Source organism: Microbacterium sp. KNMS (assembly GCF_053851835.1).
The window spans coordinates 79,449-93,176 of record NZ_JBSQBP010000011.1 but is presented as its reverse complement, the minus strand read 5'-3'; the positions used below and the strand labels follow the sequence as shown (position 1 = coordinate 93,176).

The 13,728-nt window shown below is 73.4% G+C and carries 16 protein-coding genes; all 16 read right to left on the bottom strand.

Features of this window, described 5'->3' with window-relative positions; genetic code table 11:
* Positions 1-51: 51 nt before the first annotated feature.
* Positions 52-1,026, bottom strand: a complete 975-nt coding sequence (gene lgt, locus ACWXWW_RS08790) for a prolipoprotein diacylglyceryl transferase (RefSeq protein WP_455969638.1) — start codon at positions 1,024-1,026, stop codon at positions 52-54.
* Between the two features lie 10 nt (positions 1,027-1,036).
* Positions 1,037-1,843, bottom strand: a complete 807-nt coding sequence (trpA, locus tag ACWXWW_RS08785) for a tryptophan synthase subunit alpha (protein ID WP_282977693.1) — start codon at positions 1,841-1,843, stop codon at positions 1,037-1,039.
* Positions 1,840-3,048, bottom strand: a complete 1,209-nt coding sequence (trpB, locus tag ACWXWW_RS08780) for a tryptophan synthase subunit beta (RefSeq protein ID WP_282977692.1) — start codon at positions 3,046-3,048, stop codon at positions 1,840-1,842. The genes trpA and trpB overlap by 4 nt, the downstream gene beginning before the upstream one ends.
* Positions 3,045-3,851, bottom strand: a complete 807-nt coding sequence (gene trpC / locus ACWXWW_RS08775) for an indole-3-glycerol phosphate synthase TrpC (protein ID WP_455969636.1) — start codon at positions 3,849-3,851, stop codon at positions 3,045-3,047. The genes trpB and trpC overlap by 4 nt, the downstream gene beginning before the upstream one ends.
* A complete protein-coding gene (locus ACWXWW_RS08770) occupies positions 3,851-4,081 on the bottom strand; it encodes a DUF6704 family protein (protein WP_271171807.1) in 231 nt (76 codons plus the stop codon). The genes trpC and ACWXWW_RS08770 overlap by 1 nt, the downstream gene beginning before the upstream one ends.
* A gap of 71 nt (positions 4,082-4,152) precedes the next feature.
* Positions 4,153-4,776 (bottom strand): Trp biosynthesis-associated membrane protein, encoded by a 624-nt coding sequence (locus tag ACWXWW_RS08765; protein WP_455969634.1) that lies wholly within the window; start codon positions 4,774-4,776, stop codon positions 4,153-4,155.
* On the bottom strand, positions 4,773-5,147 hold the full coding sequence (hisI, locus tag ACWXWW_RS08760; protein WP_271171805.1) for a phosphoribosyl-AMP cyclohydrolase: 375 nt from the start codon (positions 5,145-5,147) through the stop codon (positions 4,773-4,775). The genes ACWXWW_RS08765 and hisI overlap by 4 nt, the downstream gene beginning before the upstream one ends.
* Positions 5,144-5,905 carry an imidazole glycerol phosphate synthase subunit HisF gene (gene hisF / locus ACWXWW_RS08755; RefSeq protein ID WP_271171804.1) on the bottom strand — a complete coding sequence of 254 codons (762 nt, stop codon included), beginning with the start codon at positions 5,903-5,905 and terminating at the stop codon, positions 5,144-5,146. Before hisF ends, hisI begins: the two co-directional genes overlap by 4 nt.
* A complete protein-coding gene (hisG, locus tag ACWXWW_RS08750) occupies positions 5,905-6,744 on the bottom strand; it encodes an ATP phosphoribosyltransferase (RefSeq protein ID WP_271171803.1) in 840 nt (279 codons plus the stop codon). Before hisG ends, hisF begins: the two co-directional genes overlap by 1 nt.
* 44 nt (positions 6,745-6,788) lie before the next feature.
* Entirely contained in the window at positions 6,789-7,052 is a 264-nt protein-coding gene (locus ACWXWW_RS08745; protein WP_271171802.1) for a phosphoribosyl-ATP diphosphatase, read from the bottom strand.
* Between the two features lie 9 nt (positions 7,053-7,061).
* On the bottom strand, positions 7,062-7,745 hold the full coding sequence (rpe, locus tag ACWXWW_RS08740) for a ribulose-phosphate 3-epimerase (RefSeq protein WP_282977689.1): 684 nt from the start codon (positions 7,743-7,745) through the stop codon (positions 7,062-7,064).
* A gap of 27 nt (positions 7,746-7,772) precedes the next feature.
* Positions 7,773-9,173, bottom strand: a complete 1,401-nt coding sequence (locus ACWXWW_RS08735) for an RsmB/NOP family class I SAM-dependent RNA methyltransferase (RefSeq protein WP_455969633.1) — start codon at positions 9,171-9,173, stop codon at positions 7,773-7,775.
* Positions 9,170-10,105 carry a methionyl-tRNA formyltransferase gene (gene fmt / locus ACWXWW_RS08730; RefSeq protein WP_455969632.1) on the bottom strand — a complete coding sequence of 312 codons (936 nt, stop codon included), beginning with the start codon at positions 10,103-10,105 and terminating at the stop codon, positions 9,170-9,172. The genes ACWXWW_RS08735 and fmt overlap by 4 nt, the downstream gene beginning before the upstream one ends.
* A 13-nt stretch (positions 10,106-10,118) precedes the next feature.
* A complete protein-coding gene (locus tag ACWXWW_RS08725; protein WP_455969631.1) occupies positions 10,119-12,095 on the bottom strand; it encodes a primosomal protein N' family DNA-binding protein in 1,977 nt (658 codons plus the stop codon).
* 16 nt (positions 12,096-12,111) lie between these two features.
* The gene (gene metK, locus ACWXWW_RS08720; protein ID WP_271171797.1) at positions 12,112-13,302 is read right to left on the bottom strand and encodes a methionine adenosyltransferase; all 1,191 of its coding nucleotides are present in this window, start codon (positions 13,300-13,302) and stop codon (positions 12,112-12,114) included.
* Between the two features lie 117 nt (positions 13,303-13,419).
* The gene (rpoZ, locus tag ACWXWW_RS08715) at positions 13,420-13,674 is read right to left on the bottom strand and encodes a DNA-directed RNA polymerase subunit omega (protein ID WP_156241330.1); all 255 of its coding nucleotides are present in this window, start codon (positions 13,672-13,674) and stop codon (positions 13,420-13,422) included.
* Positions 13,675-13,728: the final 54 nt, after the last annotated feature.

The window sequence follows — 13,728 nt, the reverse complement described above, 5'->3', positions numbered from 1 at the left end:
CGATCATCCTCGTGCCCTTTCCGAAAGGACAGCAGAGGGGCGGGATCATCGCTACGGTGCTTGTGGCGACGGCTTCAGAGCGGCTTCCGACGCGGGGGGTTCGCTGACATCGACGAAGTCGCCCTGCGATTGTAGCGCGTCCGCGTCGGTCCGCTCGCGGCCCGGTCGGTAGGGGCTGGGCTCGAGGCCCGTGTGCCGCGCCTGCACGACGAGGACGACGGCGCCCACGACGATCGCGGCGATCGCGCCCCACACGTTCGTGCGCAGGCCGAGGATGATCTCGCTCGGGTCGATGCGGATGGTCTCCCAGACGACGCGGCCCGCGCCGTACCAGATGAGGTAGACCGCGAACAGCCGTCCCCACTGGAACGCGAGGCTCCGGCCGAGCCAGAAGAGCAGGACGACGCCGATGACGTTCCAGACGATCTCGTAGAGGAAGGTCGGGTGGAACAGCGTGTCGTCGGGGAGCCCCGGCGGGAAGGCGGTGTTGTCGGGCTCGATCTCGAGGCCCCAGGGGAGGTCGGTCGGCCAGCCGAACAGCTCGTGGTTGAACCAGTTGCCGAAGCGGCCGAGCGCCTGCGCGAGCAGGAGGCCGGGCGCGAGCGCGTCGGCGAACGTCCAGAACCGGATGCCGGTCCACCGGCAGCCGAGCCACGCGCCGAGCGCGCCGCCCAGCAGCGCGCCGAAGATGGCGATGCCGCCCTCCCAGATCGCCCACACCGAGCCGGGCTCGAGCGGGTTCCACGGGTTGGCGCCCTCGCCGAAGTAGAAGCCCCAGTGCGTGAGCACGTGGTAGGCGCGCGCGCCCACGATCGCGAGCGGCACCGCGAGGAGCGCGATGTCGATGACGACCCACGGCTCCGCCCCGCGCCGCGTGAGACGGCGGTTCGTGATGAGCGTCGCCACGACGATGCCCGTGATGATGCACAGGGCGTAGTAGTGGATTCGCAGCGGGCCGATCTCGAAGAACGACTCCGGGGGGCTGGGGATGCTCGCGACGACGCTCGTCAGGGCGGAGGACAGCATGATCGAGAGTCTAATTCCTCTCGGGTGCGGCTCCGTGACGCACGGTGCCCGCCGCGAGCTCGCGGGTCTTCTCGGCGAGGCCCTCGACCCCGCCGTCCCGCAGCGCGCGCACGAGGGCGGTGCCGACGATCGCGCCGTCGGCGTACTCCACGATGCTCGCGATGTGCTCGGCGCTCGAGACGCCGATGCCGACGCACGCGCGTGCGGCGCCGTGCGCGCGCAGGCGGCCCACGAGCGCCCTGGCGGCCTTGTCGAGCTCCGCGCGCTCCCCCGTGATCCCCATGGTCGAGACGGTGTAGACGAAGCCCGTCGTCGCGCCGACGATGAGATCGAGCCGGTCGTCGGTCGAGGTCGGCGCCGCGAGGAAGACGCGGTCCAGTCCCGTGCGCTCGGACGCGGCGATCCAGTCGGCCGCGGCGTCCGGGGTGATGTCCGGCGTGATGAGCCCCGCGCCGCCCGCGGCGCGCACCTCGTCGGCGTAGCGGTCGACGCCGCGCTGGACGACGAGGTTCCAGTACGTCATGACGAGCACGGGCACATCGGTGCGCGCCGTGATCTCGCGCAGTGCCGTGAAGAGGTGCTCGGTGCGGAAGCCCGCCTGGAGCGCCGCGTTCGTCGCCTCCTGGATGATGGGGCCGTCCATCACGGGGTCGCTGTAGGGCGGGCCCAGCTCGATGATGTCGACGCCGTTCTCGGCGAGGGCGACGGCCGCGTCGATGCTCGTCTGCAGGTCGGGGAACCCCACAGGGAGGTAGCCGATGAAGGCTCCTCGTCCGTCGGCAGCGGCCCGGGCGATCGCGTCCTCGACACGGCTCACGCGTCGGCTCCCTCGTCGTAGAGGCCGAACCAGCGGGCGGCCGTGTCCATGTCCTTGTCGCCGCGGCCGGAGAGGCACACCGCGAGCACGGCGTCCGGCCCGAGCTCGCGCCCGATCCGCAGCGCGCCGGCGAGCGCATGGGCCGACTCGATCGCGGGGATGATGCCCTCGGTCCGGCTCAGCAGGCGCAGCGCGTCCATCGCCTCGGCGTCGGTCGCGGGGATGTACTCCGCGCGCCCGATCGAGGCGAGCCACGAGTGCTCGGGGCCGACGCCCGGATAGTCCAGGCCGGCGGAGATCGAGTGCGACTCGACGGTCTGGCCGTCCTCGTCCTGCAGCACGAAGGTGCGCGCTCCGTGCAGGACGCCCGGACGACCGCGCTCGATCGACGCGGCGTGACGCGGGGTGTCGACGCCGTCGCCCGCCGCCTCGACGCCGAAGAGCCGCACGCCGGGGTCGTCGATGAACGCGTCGAACATGCCGATCGCGTTCGATCCGCCGCCGACGCACGCCAGGACGGCGTCGGGCAGGCGCCCGACGCGCTCGAGGAGCTGCGCGCGCGCCTCGTCGGAGATGATCTTCTGGAAATCGCGGACCATCGCGGGGAACGGGTGCGGGCCCGCGGCCGTGCCGAAGATGTAGTTCGTCGTCTCGACGCTCGACACCCACTCGCGGTACGCCTCGTTGATCGCGTCCTTGAGGGTGCGCGAGCCGGTCTTGACGGCCACGACCTCGGCGCCCAGCAGGCGCATGCGCGCCACGTTGAGCGCCTGGCGCTCGGTGTCGACCTCGCCCATGTAGATGCGGCACTCGAGCCCGAAGAGCGCGGCCGCGGTCGCCGTGGCGACGCCGTGCTGGCCGGCGCCCGTCTCGGCGATCACGCGCGTCTTGCCGAGCCGCCTCGTGAGCAGCGCCTGGCCGAGGACGTTGTTGATCTTGTGGCTGCCCGTGTGGTTGAGATCCTCGCGCTTGAGGAAGATGCGGGCGCCGCCCGCATGCTCCGCGAAGCGCGGCACCTCCGTGAGGGCCGACGGGCGGCCGGCGTAGTCCGCGAGGAGCGCGTTCAGCTCTGCGTGGAAGGCGGGGTCGGCCATCGCCTCCTCGTGCGCGACCGCGAGCTCGTCGATCGCCGCGATGAGCGACTCGGGCATGTAGCGCCCGCCGAAGTCGCCGAAGAACGGGCCGGGCTGCTCGCGAAGGCTCATGCGCGCCTCTCCCCTGCTGCGAAGTCGCCGGCGGCGAGGAACGCGCCGAGCGTGGAAACCGGGTCGCCCGTGACGAGCGCTTCGCCCACGAGCACGACATCCGCGCCCGCCTCGCGGTAGTGCGCGACGTCATCGGGAGAGAGCACCGCCGACTCGGCGATGCGGATCGCGCCGGCGGGGAAGCCGTCGACGAGCCGCCCGAACAGGTCGCGGTCGAGCTCGAAGGTCGACAGGTCGCGTGCGTTCACGCCGATGAGATCGGCGCCCAGATCCGCGGCGCGCGCGACCTCATCGGCGGAGTGGGCCTCGACGAGGGGCGTCATCCCGAGCTCGATCGTGAGCCGGTAGAGCTCCTCGAGCACGGGCTGCTCGAGCGCCGCCACGATGAGCAGCACGATGTCGGCGCCGGCCGCGCGGGCCTCGAGCACCTGGTACGGGGTCGCGATGAAGTCCTTGCGCAGCACCGGGAGCGAGACGCGGGCGCGCACCGCCGCGAGGTCGGCGAGACTGCCCTTGAACCGGCGCTGCTCGGTGAGAACCGAGATGGCCGACGCTCCGCCCTGCTCGTACAGCCCCGCCTGCAGCGCGGGGTCGGGGATCGCGGCGAGGTCGCCGCGCGAGGGGCTCGCGCGCTTCACCTCGGCGATGATCTTCACCCGGGCGTCGGGACGGAGCGCGGAGACGACGTCGAGCGCAGGCGCCTGTGCGGCGGCTGCGCTCTCGACGAGGGCCGAGGGCCGCTCGGCCCTGCGCGCCTCGGCGTCCTCGACGGCCCCGGCCGTGAGCTCGGCCAGGAGCGACATCAGTGCGCCTTGGGCTGGTACTTGGATCCGCCTGCGCCGTAGCCCGCCTTCGTGAGGATGAAGCCCACGATGGGTCCGATCAGGAAGACCGCGGCCGAGGCGATGAGCAGCCACGGCACCCACAGGAACAGCGCGACCGCGGCGACGGAGAGCCCGAGGAGCATGATGAGCACAGCGCTCCAGGCGGCGGGCGAGTGTCCGTGTCCGGGGTCGTCGATCGAGTGGGTCATGTCGTGTCATCCTCCGTGCTGCTGGGAACGTCGTCCAGTCTATCGGGGCCGGGCGCTGGCCCCTGCCGCCGTCAGCGGGTGGGGTCGTCGCCGCGGGACAGGTCGTCCCACGAGTCGATCGCATCGAGCGGGGCGTCGTCGGCCGCGGCCGTGCGGGCGGAGCGCTTCTCGTAGCGGCGCCCCGCGCGCCGCCATGCGTGAGCGGTGCCGAGGGTCCACAGGCCCGCGAGCGCGATGAGCGCGCCCGCGACGATGGTCACCGCCGGCCACGGGGTGAGGGTCATCCCCTGCACGAGGTCCTCGATCGCCGACTCCCCGGCGATGCCGGTGTGCTCGGTGACGACGGCCGACGCCGCCGTCGCGCGCGGTGCCGCCACGAGCGCAGCGCTCAGCCACGCGATCCCTCCGCCGACCGCGACCGCGAGCGCCGCGAGGACGTAGCGGACGACCGGGCCCACGATCGCGAGCACGAGCGACAGCGCGAGGGCCGCGAGCGAGAGCGGCTGGAGCACCGAGACCGCCTCGGAGCCGGCGACCGGGAGCGTCGCGCCGGCGACCGAGGCGGTGAGCCACGTCTGCGTCGATCCGATCAGCGCGAGCGCCGCGCCCGAGAGCGCCGCGAGCACCGCGATCATCCGCCCGCGCCGCGCGAGCGCCCCCTCGCCGGGCGCCGCGCCCATCCGCCCGTCGGTCATCCGACCACCGGGTGGAGGTCGCGGTCGCCCACCTCGGGGCGGGAGGTGTCGCTGTCGAAGCACGTGCGCGTGTTCGTGTGGCACGCGGGCCCGATCTGGTCGATCTCGAGCAGGACGACGTCGCCGTCGCAGTCGAGCTTCGCGCCCTTCACGATCTGGATGTGCCCGGACGTGTCGCCCTTGCGCCAGTACTCGCGCCGCGACCTCGACCAGTAGGTCACCCGTCCCGAGGTCAGCGTGCGGCGCAGGGCCTCGGCGTCCATCCACGCGAGCATGAGCACCTCGCGCGTGTCCCACTGCTGCACGATCGCGGGGACGAGCCCGTCGGGGCCGAACGCCACGCGCGCGATGCGGTCGTCGACCTCGCTCATCGCGTCTCGATCCCGTCGGCGCGCAGCGCCTGCTTGACCTCGCCGATCGTCATCTGGCCCGAGTGGAAGACGCTCGCCGCGAGCACCGCGTCGGCGCCCGCGCGCACGGCGGGCGCGAAGTGCGACACGTCGCCTGCCCCGCCCGACGCGATCACGGGCACGCTCGCGAGCTCGCGCATGAGCCCCACGAGCTCGAGGTCGAAGCCGGCCTTCGTGCCGTCGGCGTCGATCGAGTTCACGAGCAGCTCGCCCGCGCCGCGCTCGATCGCCTCGCGCGCCCACGCGAGCGCGTCGAGGTCGGTCTCCTTCTTGCCGCCGTGGGTCGTCACGACGAACCCGGAGGGCGTGCGGGGCGAGCGCTTGACATCGAGCGAGAGCACGAGCGCCTGCGCGCCGAACCGGTCGGCGATCTCGTCGAGCAGACCGGGGCGGGCGATCGCGGCCGAGTTGACGCCCACCTTGTCGGCGCCCACGCCCTGGAGCCGCGCGACGTCGTCGACCGAGCGGACGCCGCCGCCCACCGTGAGCGGGATGAAGACCTCCTCGGCCGTGCGCCGCACGACATCGTAGGTCGTGGCGCGCTCGTCGACCGTCGCCGTGACGTCGAGGAAGGTGAGCTCGTCGGCGCCCTGCTCGAAGTACCGGCGGGCGAGCTCGACGGGGTCGCCCATCTCGCGGAGGTTCTCGAAGTTGACGCCCTTGACGACGCGGCCGCCGGCCACGTCGAGGCACGGGATGACCCGGGTGACGACGCTCATCAGAGGCGCGCGTTGTGGATGGCCGTGACGAGTATCGCGCGCGCGCCGATGCCGTACAGCTCGTCCATCACGCGGTTCACGCCGCGGCGCGGGACCATGACGCGCACGGCCACCCACTCGGGGTCGCGCAGCGGCGACACGGTGGGCGACTCGATGCCGGAGGCGATCTCCACGGCGCGGTCGACGAGCGCCGCGGGGAGGTCGTAGTCGAGCATGACGTACTGCCGGGCGACCATCACGCCGCGCAGGCGGCGCAGGAGCGTCTCGATGCCCGCGTGCTCGCGCGGGCCCTGGATGAGCACGGCCTCGGACTCGAGGATCACGGGCCCGAAGATGTCGAGTCCGGCCTGCCGGAGGGTCGTGCCGGTCTCGACGACGTCGGCGATCGCGTCGGCGACGCCGAGCTCGACGGCCGACTCCACGGCGCCGTCCAGCGGCACGAGGTCGGCGGCGACGCCGTGGCTGTCGAGGAACGAGTCGACGAGCCCGGGGTACGACGTCGCGATGCGCGCGCCGTCGAGATCGGCCACGCCCGCGAAGCGCCCGGGAGGGGCGGCGAAGCGGAACGTCGACGTCGCGAAGCCGAGCGTCTCGATCTCCCGGGCGGACATCCGCACGTCCAGGAGCAGGTCGCGGCCGGTGATGCCGACGTCGAGCGCGCCGGCGGAGACGTACGTGGCGATGTCGCGCGGGCGCAGGTAGAAGAACTCGACGTCGTTGGCGGCGTCGATGAGGTGCAGCGACTTCGAGTCGCGGCGACCGGCGTAGCCGGCCTCCGCGAGCATCTCGGCGGCGGTCTCGGAGAGCGAGCCCTTGTTGGGAACGGCGATGCGGAGCATGCGAGGTCTTTCGATCGGGGTGTCAGACGGATGAGCGGTGCGGCTCACAGATGTCGGTACACGTCCTCGAGGGTGAGGCCCTTCGCGAGCATGAGCACCTGGAGGTGGTACAGCAGCTGCGAGATCTCCTCCGCGGCCTCGGCGTCGGACTCGTACTCCGCGGCCATCCACACCTCGGCGGCCTCTTCCACGATCTTCTTGCCGATGAAGTGGATGCCGGCGTCGAGCTCCTTGACGGTCCCGGAGCCCTCCGGACGCGTCTGGGCCTTCTCAGCCAGCTCGGCGAACAGGTCGTCGAAGTTCTTCACCCGTCAAGGCTACCGGTTCGCGTGCACGTGCTCCGCGGCGAGGGCGCGGAGGTCGGCGATCGCGACGTCGATGTCCGCGGCGCCGAACACCGCGGAGCCCGCGACGAACGTGTCGGCGCCGGCCTCGGCGGCCTGCGCGATCGTGGACTCGGAGATGCCGCCGTCCACCTGGAACCACACCGGCGCCCCGACGCGACGCGCCTCCTCGGCGAGGGCCCGGAGCTTGGGCATCATCTCGGGCATGAAGGACTGGCCGCCGAACCCGGGCTCGACGGTCATCACGAGGATCTGGTCGAACTCGTGCAGGTGCTCGTAGAGGGCGTCGGCCGGCGTGCCGGGCTTGATGGCGACACCGGCCCTCGCGCCGATGCCGCGCAGGCGGCGGGCGAGCGCGACCGGGTCGTGCGACGCCTCGAGGTGGAACGTCACCGACGCCGCCCCCAGCTCGGCGTAGCCCGGCGCCCACCGGTTCGCATCCGTGATCATGAGGTGGACGTCGAGCGGCACGGGGCTCGTCTCCTGGATGCGCTGCACCATCTGCGGCCCGAACGTGAGGTTCGGCACGAAGTGGTTGTCCATGACGTCCACATGCACGAAGTCGGCCGTCGCGATCCGCTCGAGGTCGGCCTGCATGTTGACGAAGTCGGCGGACAGGATGCTCGGGTTGATGCGCGGCGCGCCGGGGAGTGTCACCCCGCCATTATCGCGCGTCGCGGCGGGTCACCGCCTCCGCAGGAGCGCGAGGAACATCGCGTCGGTCCCGTGCCGATGCGGCCACAGCTGCGCGTGGCCCGACCCGTCGGCCGGGGCGGGGAGGTCGAGGGGCGTGCGGGCGACCGCCTGCAGCGCGGCGCGGGCGTCGAGCTCCTCGACGTCGGATCCGCGTCGCTCGACGATCTCGCGCACGATCGCCGACGTCTCCGCGAGATGCGGGGAGCACGTCACGTACGCGACCGTGCCGCCCGGCGCGAGCGCGGTGACCGCGGCGTCGAGCAGCTGTGCCTGGATGACGGCGAGCTCGGCGACATCGGACGGCTGCTTGCGCCACCGCGCCTCCGGCCGCCGACGGAGAGCGCCGAGCCCCGTGCACGGCGCGTCGACGAGGATCCGGTCGAACGAGCCGGGCTGGGCGGCCGCGAGCTCCCGCCCGTCCCTCTCGTGCACGACGACCTCGAGCGGCACAGGGGCGAGCGCCCTGCGCACGAGGCCGGCCCGCGCGGGCACGACCTCGTTCGCCTCGAGGCGCGCGCCGCCCGCGAGCGCCTCCGCGGCGAGGAGCGCGGTCTTGCCGCCCGGGCCCGCGCACAGGTCGAGCCACCGCTCGGCCGGCGCGACCGGTGCGAGGCGCGACAGCGCGAGCGCGACGAGCTGCGAGCCCTCGTCCTGCACGCGCAGGGCTCCGCCCGATGCGCGCACGAGGGGCTCGGGATCGCCGCCGCCGAGGCGGAAGCCCACCGGGGAGTGCGGCGTCGGCTCGCCCTGCGCCTCCGCGAGACCGGGCAGCGCCGCCATCGTCACCGACGGCGAGGCGTTGTCGGCCGCGAGCAGCGCGTCGAGCTCGCTCTCGCGCCCCTCGGCCGCGAGGGCGCGCCGCAGCGCGCGGATCACCCACACCGGGTGCGCCGACGCGATCGCGAGGCGCTCGTCGTCGGATCGGGCCGACGCGGCCGCCCGGTCGGTCCACGTGGCGAGATCGTCCTGGCCGACCCTCCGCAGCACGGCATTCGCGAAGCCCGCGGCGCGCGGCCCCGCCTCGTCGCGCACGAGCTGGACAGACTCGTTGACGGCGGCATGCGGCGCCACGCGCGTCGCGAGGAGCTGGTGCGCGCCGAGGCGCAGGGCATCGAGCACGGGCGCATCGATCGCATCCGGCTCGCGATCGGCTGCGAGGCGGATGATCGCGTCGTACGTCCCGAGACGGCGGAGCGTGCCGTATGCGAGCTCGGTCGCGAGGCCCGCGTCGGGTCCTGTGAGGCCCGCGCGCTCGATCTCGCGCGGCAGCAGGAGGTTCGCGTACGCGTCGGACGACGACACCGCGCGCAGCACGGCGAACGCGACCTGGCGGGCCGGCTGCACCCGGACGACGGTGCGGCGGTCGCCGCGGCGTGGTGCGGCGCTCATGCGCCCAGCCGCGCCGTCTCGCGCAGCCCGCGGAACCAGTCGGCCGCGGCCATCGCCCCCTTGCCCGCCGGCTGGACGCGGGTCAGCAGAAGCGGCTCGGTCCCGGTGCCGACGAGGACGCCGTCCTTCGCCGCCGCGGTCTCCCCCGGCGCGAGCGGCGCGCCCGCGCCCGCCCTCGCCATCCGCAGGATCTTGAAGCGCGCGCCGTCGAGCGTCGTGTGCGCGCCCGGCTCGGGCGTCACGCCCCGGTACCGCGCGAACACGCGGTCCGCGGGCTCGGTCCACTCGAGGAGGCCGTCGGCGAGCTCGAGCTTGGGTGCCGGGGTCGGGTCGCCCTCCTGCGGCCTCGCCTGCGCGTTCCCCGCGGCGATGGTCGACACGACGTCGACGAGCTGCGCCGCGCCGGCCTCGGCGAGGACCGCGAGGGCCTCCCCCGCCGTCGCGTCGTCGGGAAGCGGCACGGCCTCCTGCGCGTAGACGTCGCCCGCGTCGAGCTCGCGCACGAGCTGGAACACGGCGGTCCCGAGCTCGGCGTCGCCCGCGATGAGCGCGTGCTGCACGGGGGCGGCCCCGCGCCAGCGCGGCAGGAGCGAGAAGTGGAGGTTGATCCATCCGTGCCGCGGAGCCGACAGGAGGGGCTCGCGCACCAGGCCGCCGTAGGCGACGACGACGGCGAGCTCGGGGGCCAGAGCGGTGATCGCCTCGGTCGCGTCGGCGTCGAGGCGCGCGGCCCTGATCACGCGCAGGCCGAGCTCGTCGGCCGCCTGCGCGACGGGCGACGGGGTGAGCACGCGCTTGCGGCCGAGCGGCGCGTCGGGGCGCGTGACGACGGCCGCGATGTCGTGACCCGCCGCGTGCAGGGCGCGCAGCGAGGGCACGGCGACGTCGGGGGTGCCGGCGAACACGAGCCGGAGCGGGCGAGGGGAGGTCATGACGGCTGGTCCTTCAGAGCTCGGGGTCGGCGATGTCGACGCGCACTGCGAGTGTATTGCGGGCCGCCTTGCGGCTTCGTGAGTCCTTCGCGCGGCCGCGGGCCTTCATGGCCGCCGCGACGACCGACGCGCGCAGCGACCGGGTCACCGCCGGACCGCGGCCGTAGTCGAAGCGGATGAGCGCGCGCGAGCCCGGATACCCGTCGCGATCGATCGGCACCGGCCCGAGGATCGCGTCGAGCGGGAGCCCGGGCACGTCCTCCGCGAGCGAGCGGAGCGCCGCGTCGACGGCCGCCGTGTCGCCCTCCAGCCGGGCCACGCGCGAGGCCGGCGGCATGCGCAGGGGCGCGCGCTCGCCGAGCTCCAGCCGGGCGTAGTGCGGCTGCGTCCAGCTCGCGAGGGCTCGGCCGACCGGCCCCGACACCCCGACGAGATGCACGGGCGCGTCGGGCGCCGCGAGGGCCGCGGCGTTCGACCACCAGCGCAGGCAGTGCTCGCCGATCCTGAGGTCGGGCGCCTGGAGCATGCGGTCGCCGTCCAGGAGGAGCACGGCGCGGTAGCCGCCCGGCGCGAGCGGCTCGGCGCCGCGCGTCGCGACGACGAGCGCCGGCCGGTCGTCGACCTCCCGGACGGGATGCGCGCCGTCGGCCACGACGACCCGCGCACCGGGGAACGCGCGACCGAGCTCGTCGGCCGTGCGCTCGCTGCCCGATGACGCGAGCCGGAGCCGCGTCGATGAGCACTGCGGGCAGGACCACGCATGAGCCGACCGCCCGCACCACGCGCACACGGGCGTCGCACCGCGCGCTCGCGCGTGGAGCGGTCCTCCGCAGTGGGCGCAGCGCGTCGGCGTGCGGCAGTCCGCGCACACGAGCGACGGCGCATAGCCCGGACGCGCGACCTGGACGAGCACGGGTCCCTCGGCGATCGCCTCGCGCACGGCGCGGAAGCTCGCCGACGGGATGCGCGCGGCGACCTGCTCGTGCTCGGGAGCTGTGCTGAGCACCACGCGCGGCGCGATCCGGCGCGGCGCCTGCACCTCCGCGACGAACCCGATCGACACGAGCCGCTCGACGTCGGTCGTCCGCGTGTGCCCGGCGAACAGGAGCGCGCAGCCGTCGATGCTCTGGCGCACGAGAGCGACGTCGCGCGCGTGGGCGTACGGCGCGAGCGGCTCCTCGAGCAGCGGGTCGCCGTCGTCCCAGATCGCGACGAGCCCCGCGTCGCTCACGGGTGCGTAGACGGCCGAGCGGTTGCCGATCACGATGCACGGCGCGGCCTCGAGCGTGCGCAGGTATCCCGCGTAGCGCTCGGGGCCGGACTGACCCGCATCGTGGCGGACGATCGCCCCGTCCGGGACCAGCGGGAGGAGCTGCTCCTGCAGGAGGTCGAGATCTCGGTGGTCCGGGACCGCGACGATCGCCGAGCGTCCGGCGGCGAGCATCGTGGCGGCGGCGGCCGCGAGCAGGCGCGCCCAGGCCGGCCGGCCGTCGACGAGCCGCGGCGGCGCATCCACCGCGACGCGCTCCCCCGCGAGCAGCTGCTCGCGCAGTGTCGGGAACTCCTCGAGCACCGCCTCGGCCCGCCGCCTCTCCGCCGACAGCACCACCGGCGCCGTGCGCGCCTCTGACGCGAGCCACGCCTTCTCGGCCCTCACCATCCGCTTGGGCACGGCGAGGCGCAGGACGTCCGCGGCGGAGCCCGCCGCACGGTCGGCGACCGAGCGCGCGAGACGGTAGAGGCGCTCGGGCAGAACGGGCGCGCTCGAGACGACCTGGTCGATCTCCGACAGCGGCCGGTCGGCGTCGTCCTCGTCGTCGATCTCGACGACGAAGCCCTCGACGACCCGCCCGGCCGTCCGCAGGGGCACCTTCACCCGCACGCCCTGCGCGACGTCGTCGAGGAGCTCGCGCGGGATCGCGTAGTCGAAGAGCCGGTCGAGCTGCGGCAGCGGGGAGTCGAGCTGCACGCGCGCGATGCGGCGTGTCATCGCCCGCGTCCCGTCGTCAGAGCCCTGCGGCGCGCCGCAGCTCCTCGACGCGCGTGGTCTGCTCCCAGGTGAAGTCGGGCAGCTCGCGGCCGAAGTGGCCGTACGCGGCGGTCTGCGCGTAGATCGGGCGCAGCAGGTCGAGGTGCTCGATGATCGCCGCGGGGCGCAGGTCGAAGACCTGCTCGATCGCGCGGATGATCACGTCGTCCGAGACCTTGCCCGTCCCGAAGGACTCGACGTACAGGCCCACCGGGTTCGCCTTGCCGATCGCGTACGCGACCTGCACCTCGAGGCGATCGGCGAGTCCTGCCGCCACCGCGTTCTTCGCGACCCACCGCATGGCGTATGCGGCCGAGCGGTCGACCTTCGACGGGTCCTTGCCGCTGAAGGCGCCGCCGCCGTGGCGCGACGCGCCGCCGTACGTGTCGATGATGATCTTGCGCCCCGTGAGGCCCGCGTCACCCTTCGGACCGCCCGTCACGAACGGCCCTGCGGGGTTGATGTAGAGCTTGACGCCCTCGGCGTCGAGCCCGGTCTGCTCGAGGACGGGGCGGATGACCGACCTCTCGACCTCGTCGCGGAGCTCCTCCTGCGTCATCTTCGGGTGGTGCTGCGTCGAGAGCACGACCGCGTCGATCGTCCGGGGAGTGAATCCCTCGTAGCCGAGCGTGACCTGGGTCTTGCCGTCGGGGCGCAGGAACGGCAGCTCGCCGCTGCGGCGCACCTCCGTGAGGCGCTCGGCGAGCCGGTGCGCCGTCCATGCCGCCATCGGCATGAGCTGCGGGGTCTCGTTCGTGGCGAAGCCGAACATGATGCCCTGGTCTCCCGCTCCGAGCACGTCGAAGCGGTCGATCGAGTCGCCCTCGCGCTGCTCGAGCGCCTTGTCGACGCCGTGCGCGATGTCGCTCGACTGCTCGCCGACCGAGACGCTCACGCCGCACGAGTCGCCGTCGAAGCCCATGTCGCTCGAGGTGTAGCCGATGCGGTTGATCACGCGCCGCACGATCGCGGGGATCTCGACGTAGCCGTCGGTGCGGATCTCGCCCGCGACGTGCACGAGCCCGGTCGTCACGAGCGTCTCGACGGCCACGCGGCTGTCGCGGTCGACCGCCAGGAGCCCGTCGAGGATGCTGTCCGAGATCTGGTCGCAGATCTTGTCGGGGTGTCCTTCGGTGACCGACTCGGACGTGAACAGGCGCAGGCTCATGGCGGCTCCAGACGATCGGGCGGGCGCGGCGCCTGCGGGCACCGCGCCCTCCAGTATGACGAGGGCCCCCGACACGCGGTGACGGAGGCCCTGTCGGTGTGACGAGTTCTTACGCGGTCACTCCGCGGGGCGCAGGCGCAGCTTGTCCTGGTGGATCTCGTGCAGCGCGATCGTCAGCGGCTTGTCCTCGACCGACGAGTCGACGAGGGGCCCGACGTTGTCGAACAGGTTCCCCTCGTGGAGGTCCGTGTAGTAGTCGTTGATCTGACGCGCGCGCTTGGCGCCGTAGATCACCAGCTGGTACTTCGAGTCGACCTTGTCGAGAAGCTCGTCGATGGGCGGGTCGATGATGCCCTTGTGCTCACTGCTCATAGCAGTCCTCCTGTTCGGCGACGTCGGTCGCTCGTCGAGACCATGGCGGGATGG

What these genes read in the sequence shown, in the direction of transcription:
- fmt (WP_455969632.1), bottom strand. Translation starts at nt 10,105, where the DNA reads ATGACCTCCCCTCGCCCGCTCCGGCTCGTGTTCGCCGGCACCCCCGAC.
- trpB (WP_282977692.1), bottom strand. Translation starts at nt 3,048, where the DNA reads ATGAGCCTTCGCGAGCAGCCCGGCCCGTTCTTCGGCGACTTCGGCGGG.
- ACWXWW_RS08725 (WP_455969631.1), bottom strand. Translation starts at nt 12,095, where the DNA reads ATGACACGCCGCATCGCGCGCGTGCAGCTCGACTCCCCGCTGCCGCAG.
- hisF (WP_271171804.1), bottom strand. Translation starts at nt 5,905, where the DNA reads ATGAGCGTCGTCACCCGGGTCATCCCGTGCCTCGACGTGGCCGGCGGC.
- ACWXWW_RS08735 (WP_455969633.1), bottom strand. Translation starts at nt 9,173, where the DNA reads ATGAGCGCCGCACCACGCCGCGGCGACCGCCGCACCGTCGTCCGGGTG.
- rpoZ (WP_156241330.1), bottom strand. Translation starts at nt 13,674, where the DNA reads ATGAGCAGTGAGCACAAGGGCATCATCGACCCGCCCATCGACGAGCTT.
- lgt (WP_455969638.1), bottom strand. Translation starts at nt 1,026, where the DNA reads ATGCTGTCCTCCGCCCTGACGAGCGTCGTCGCGAGCATCCCCAGCCCC.
- trpC (WP_455969636.1), bottom strand. Translation starts at nt 3,851, where the DNA reads ATGTCGCTCCTGGCCGAGCTCACGGCCGGGGCCGTCGAGGACGCCGAG.
- ACWXWW_RS08770 (WP_271171807.1), bottom strand. Translation starts at nt 4,081, where the DNA reads ATGACCCACTCGATCGACGACCCCGGACACGGACACTCGCCCGCCGCC.
- hisG (WP_271171803.1), bottom strand. Translation starts at nt 6,744, where the DNA reads ATGCTCCGCATCGCCGTTCCCAACAAGGGCTCGCTCTCCGAGACCGCC.
- metK (WP_271171797.1), bottom strand. Translation starts at nt 13,302, where the DNA reads ATGAGCCTGCGCCTGTTCACGTCCGAGTCGGTCACCGAAGGACACCCC.
- hisI (WP_271171805.1), bottom strand. Translation starts at nt 5,147, where the DNA reads ATGAGCGAGGTCGACGACCGCATCGCGCGCGTGGCGTTCGGCCCCGAC.
- ACWXWW_RS08765 (WP_455969634.1), bottom strand. Translation starts at nt 4,776, where the DNA reads ATGACCGACGGGCGGATGGGCGCGGCGCCCGGCGAGGGGGCGCTCGCG.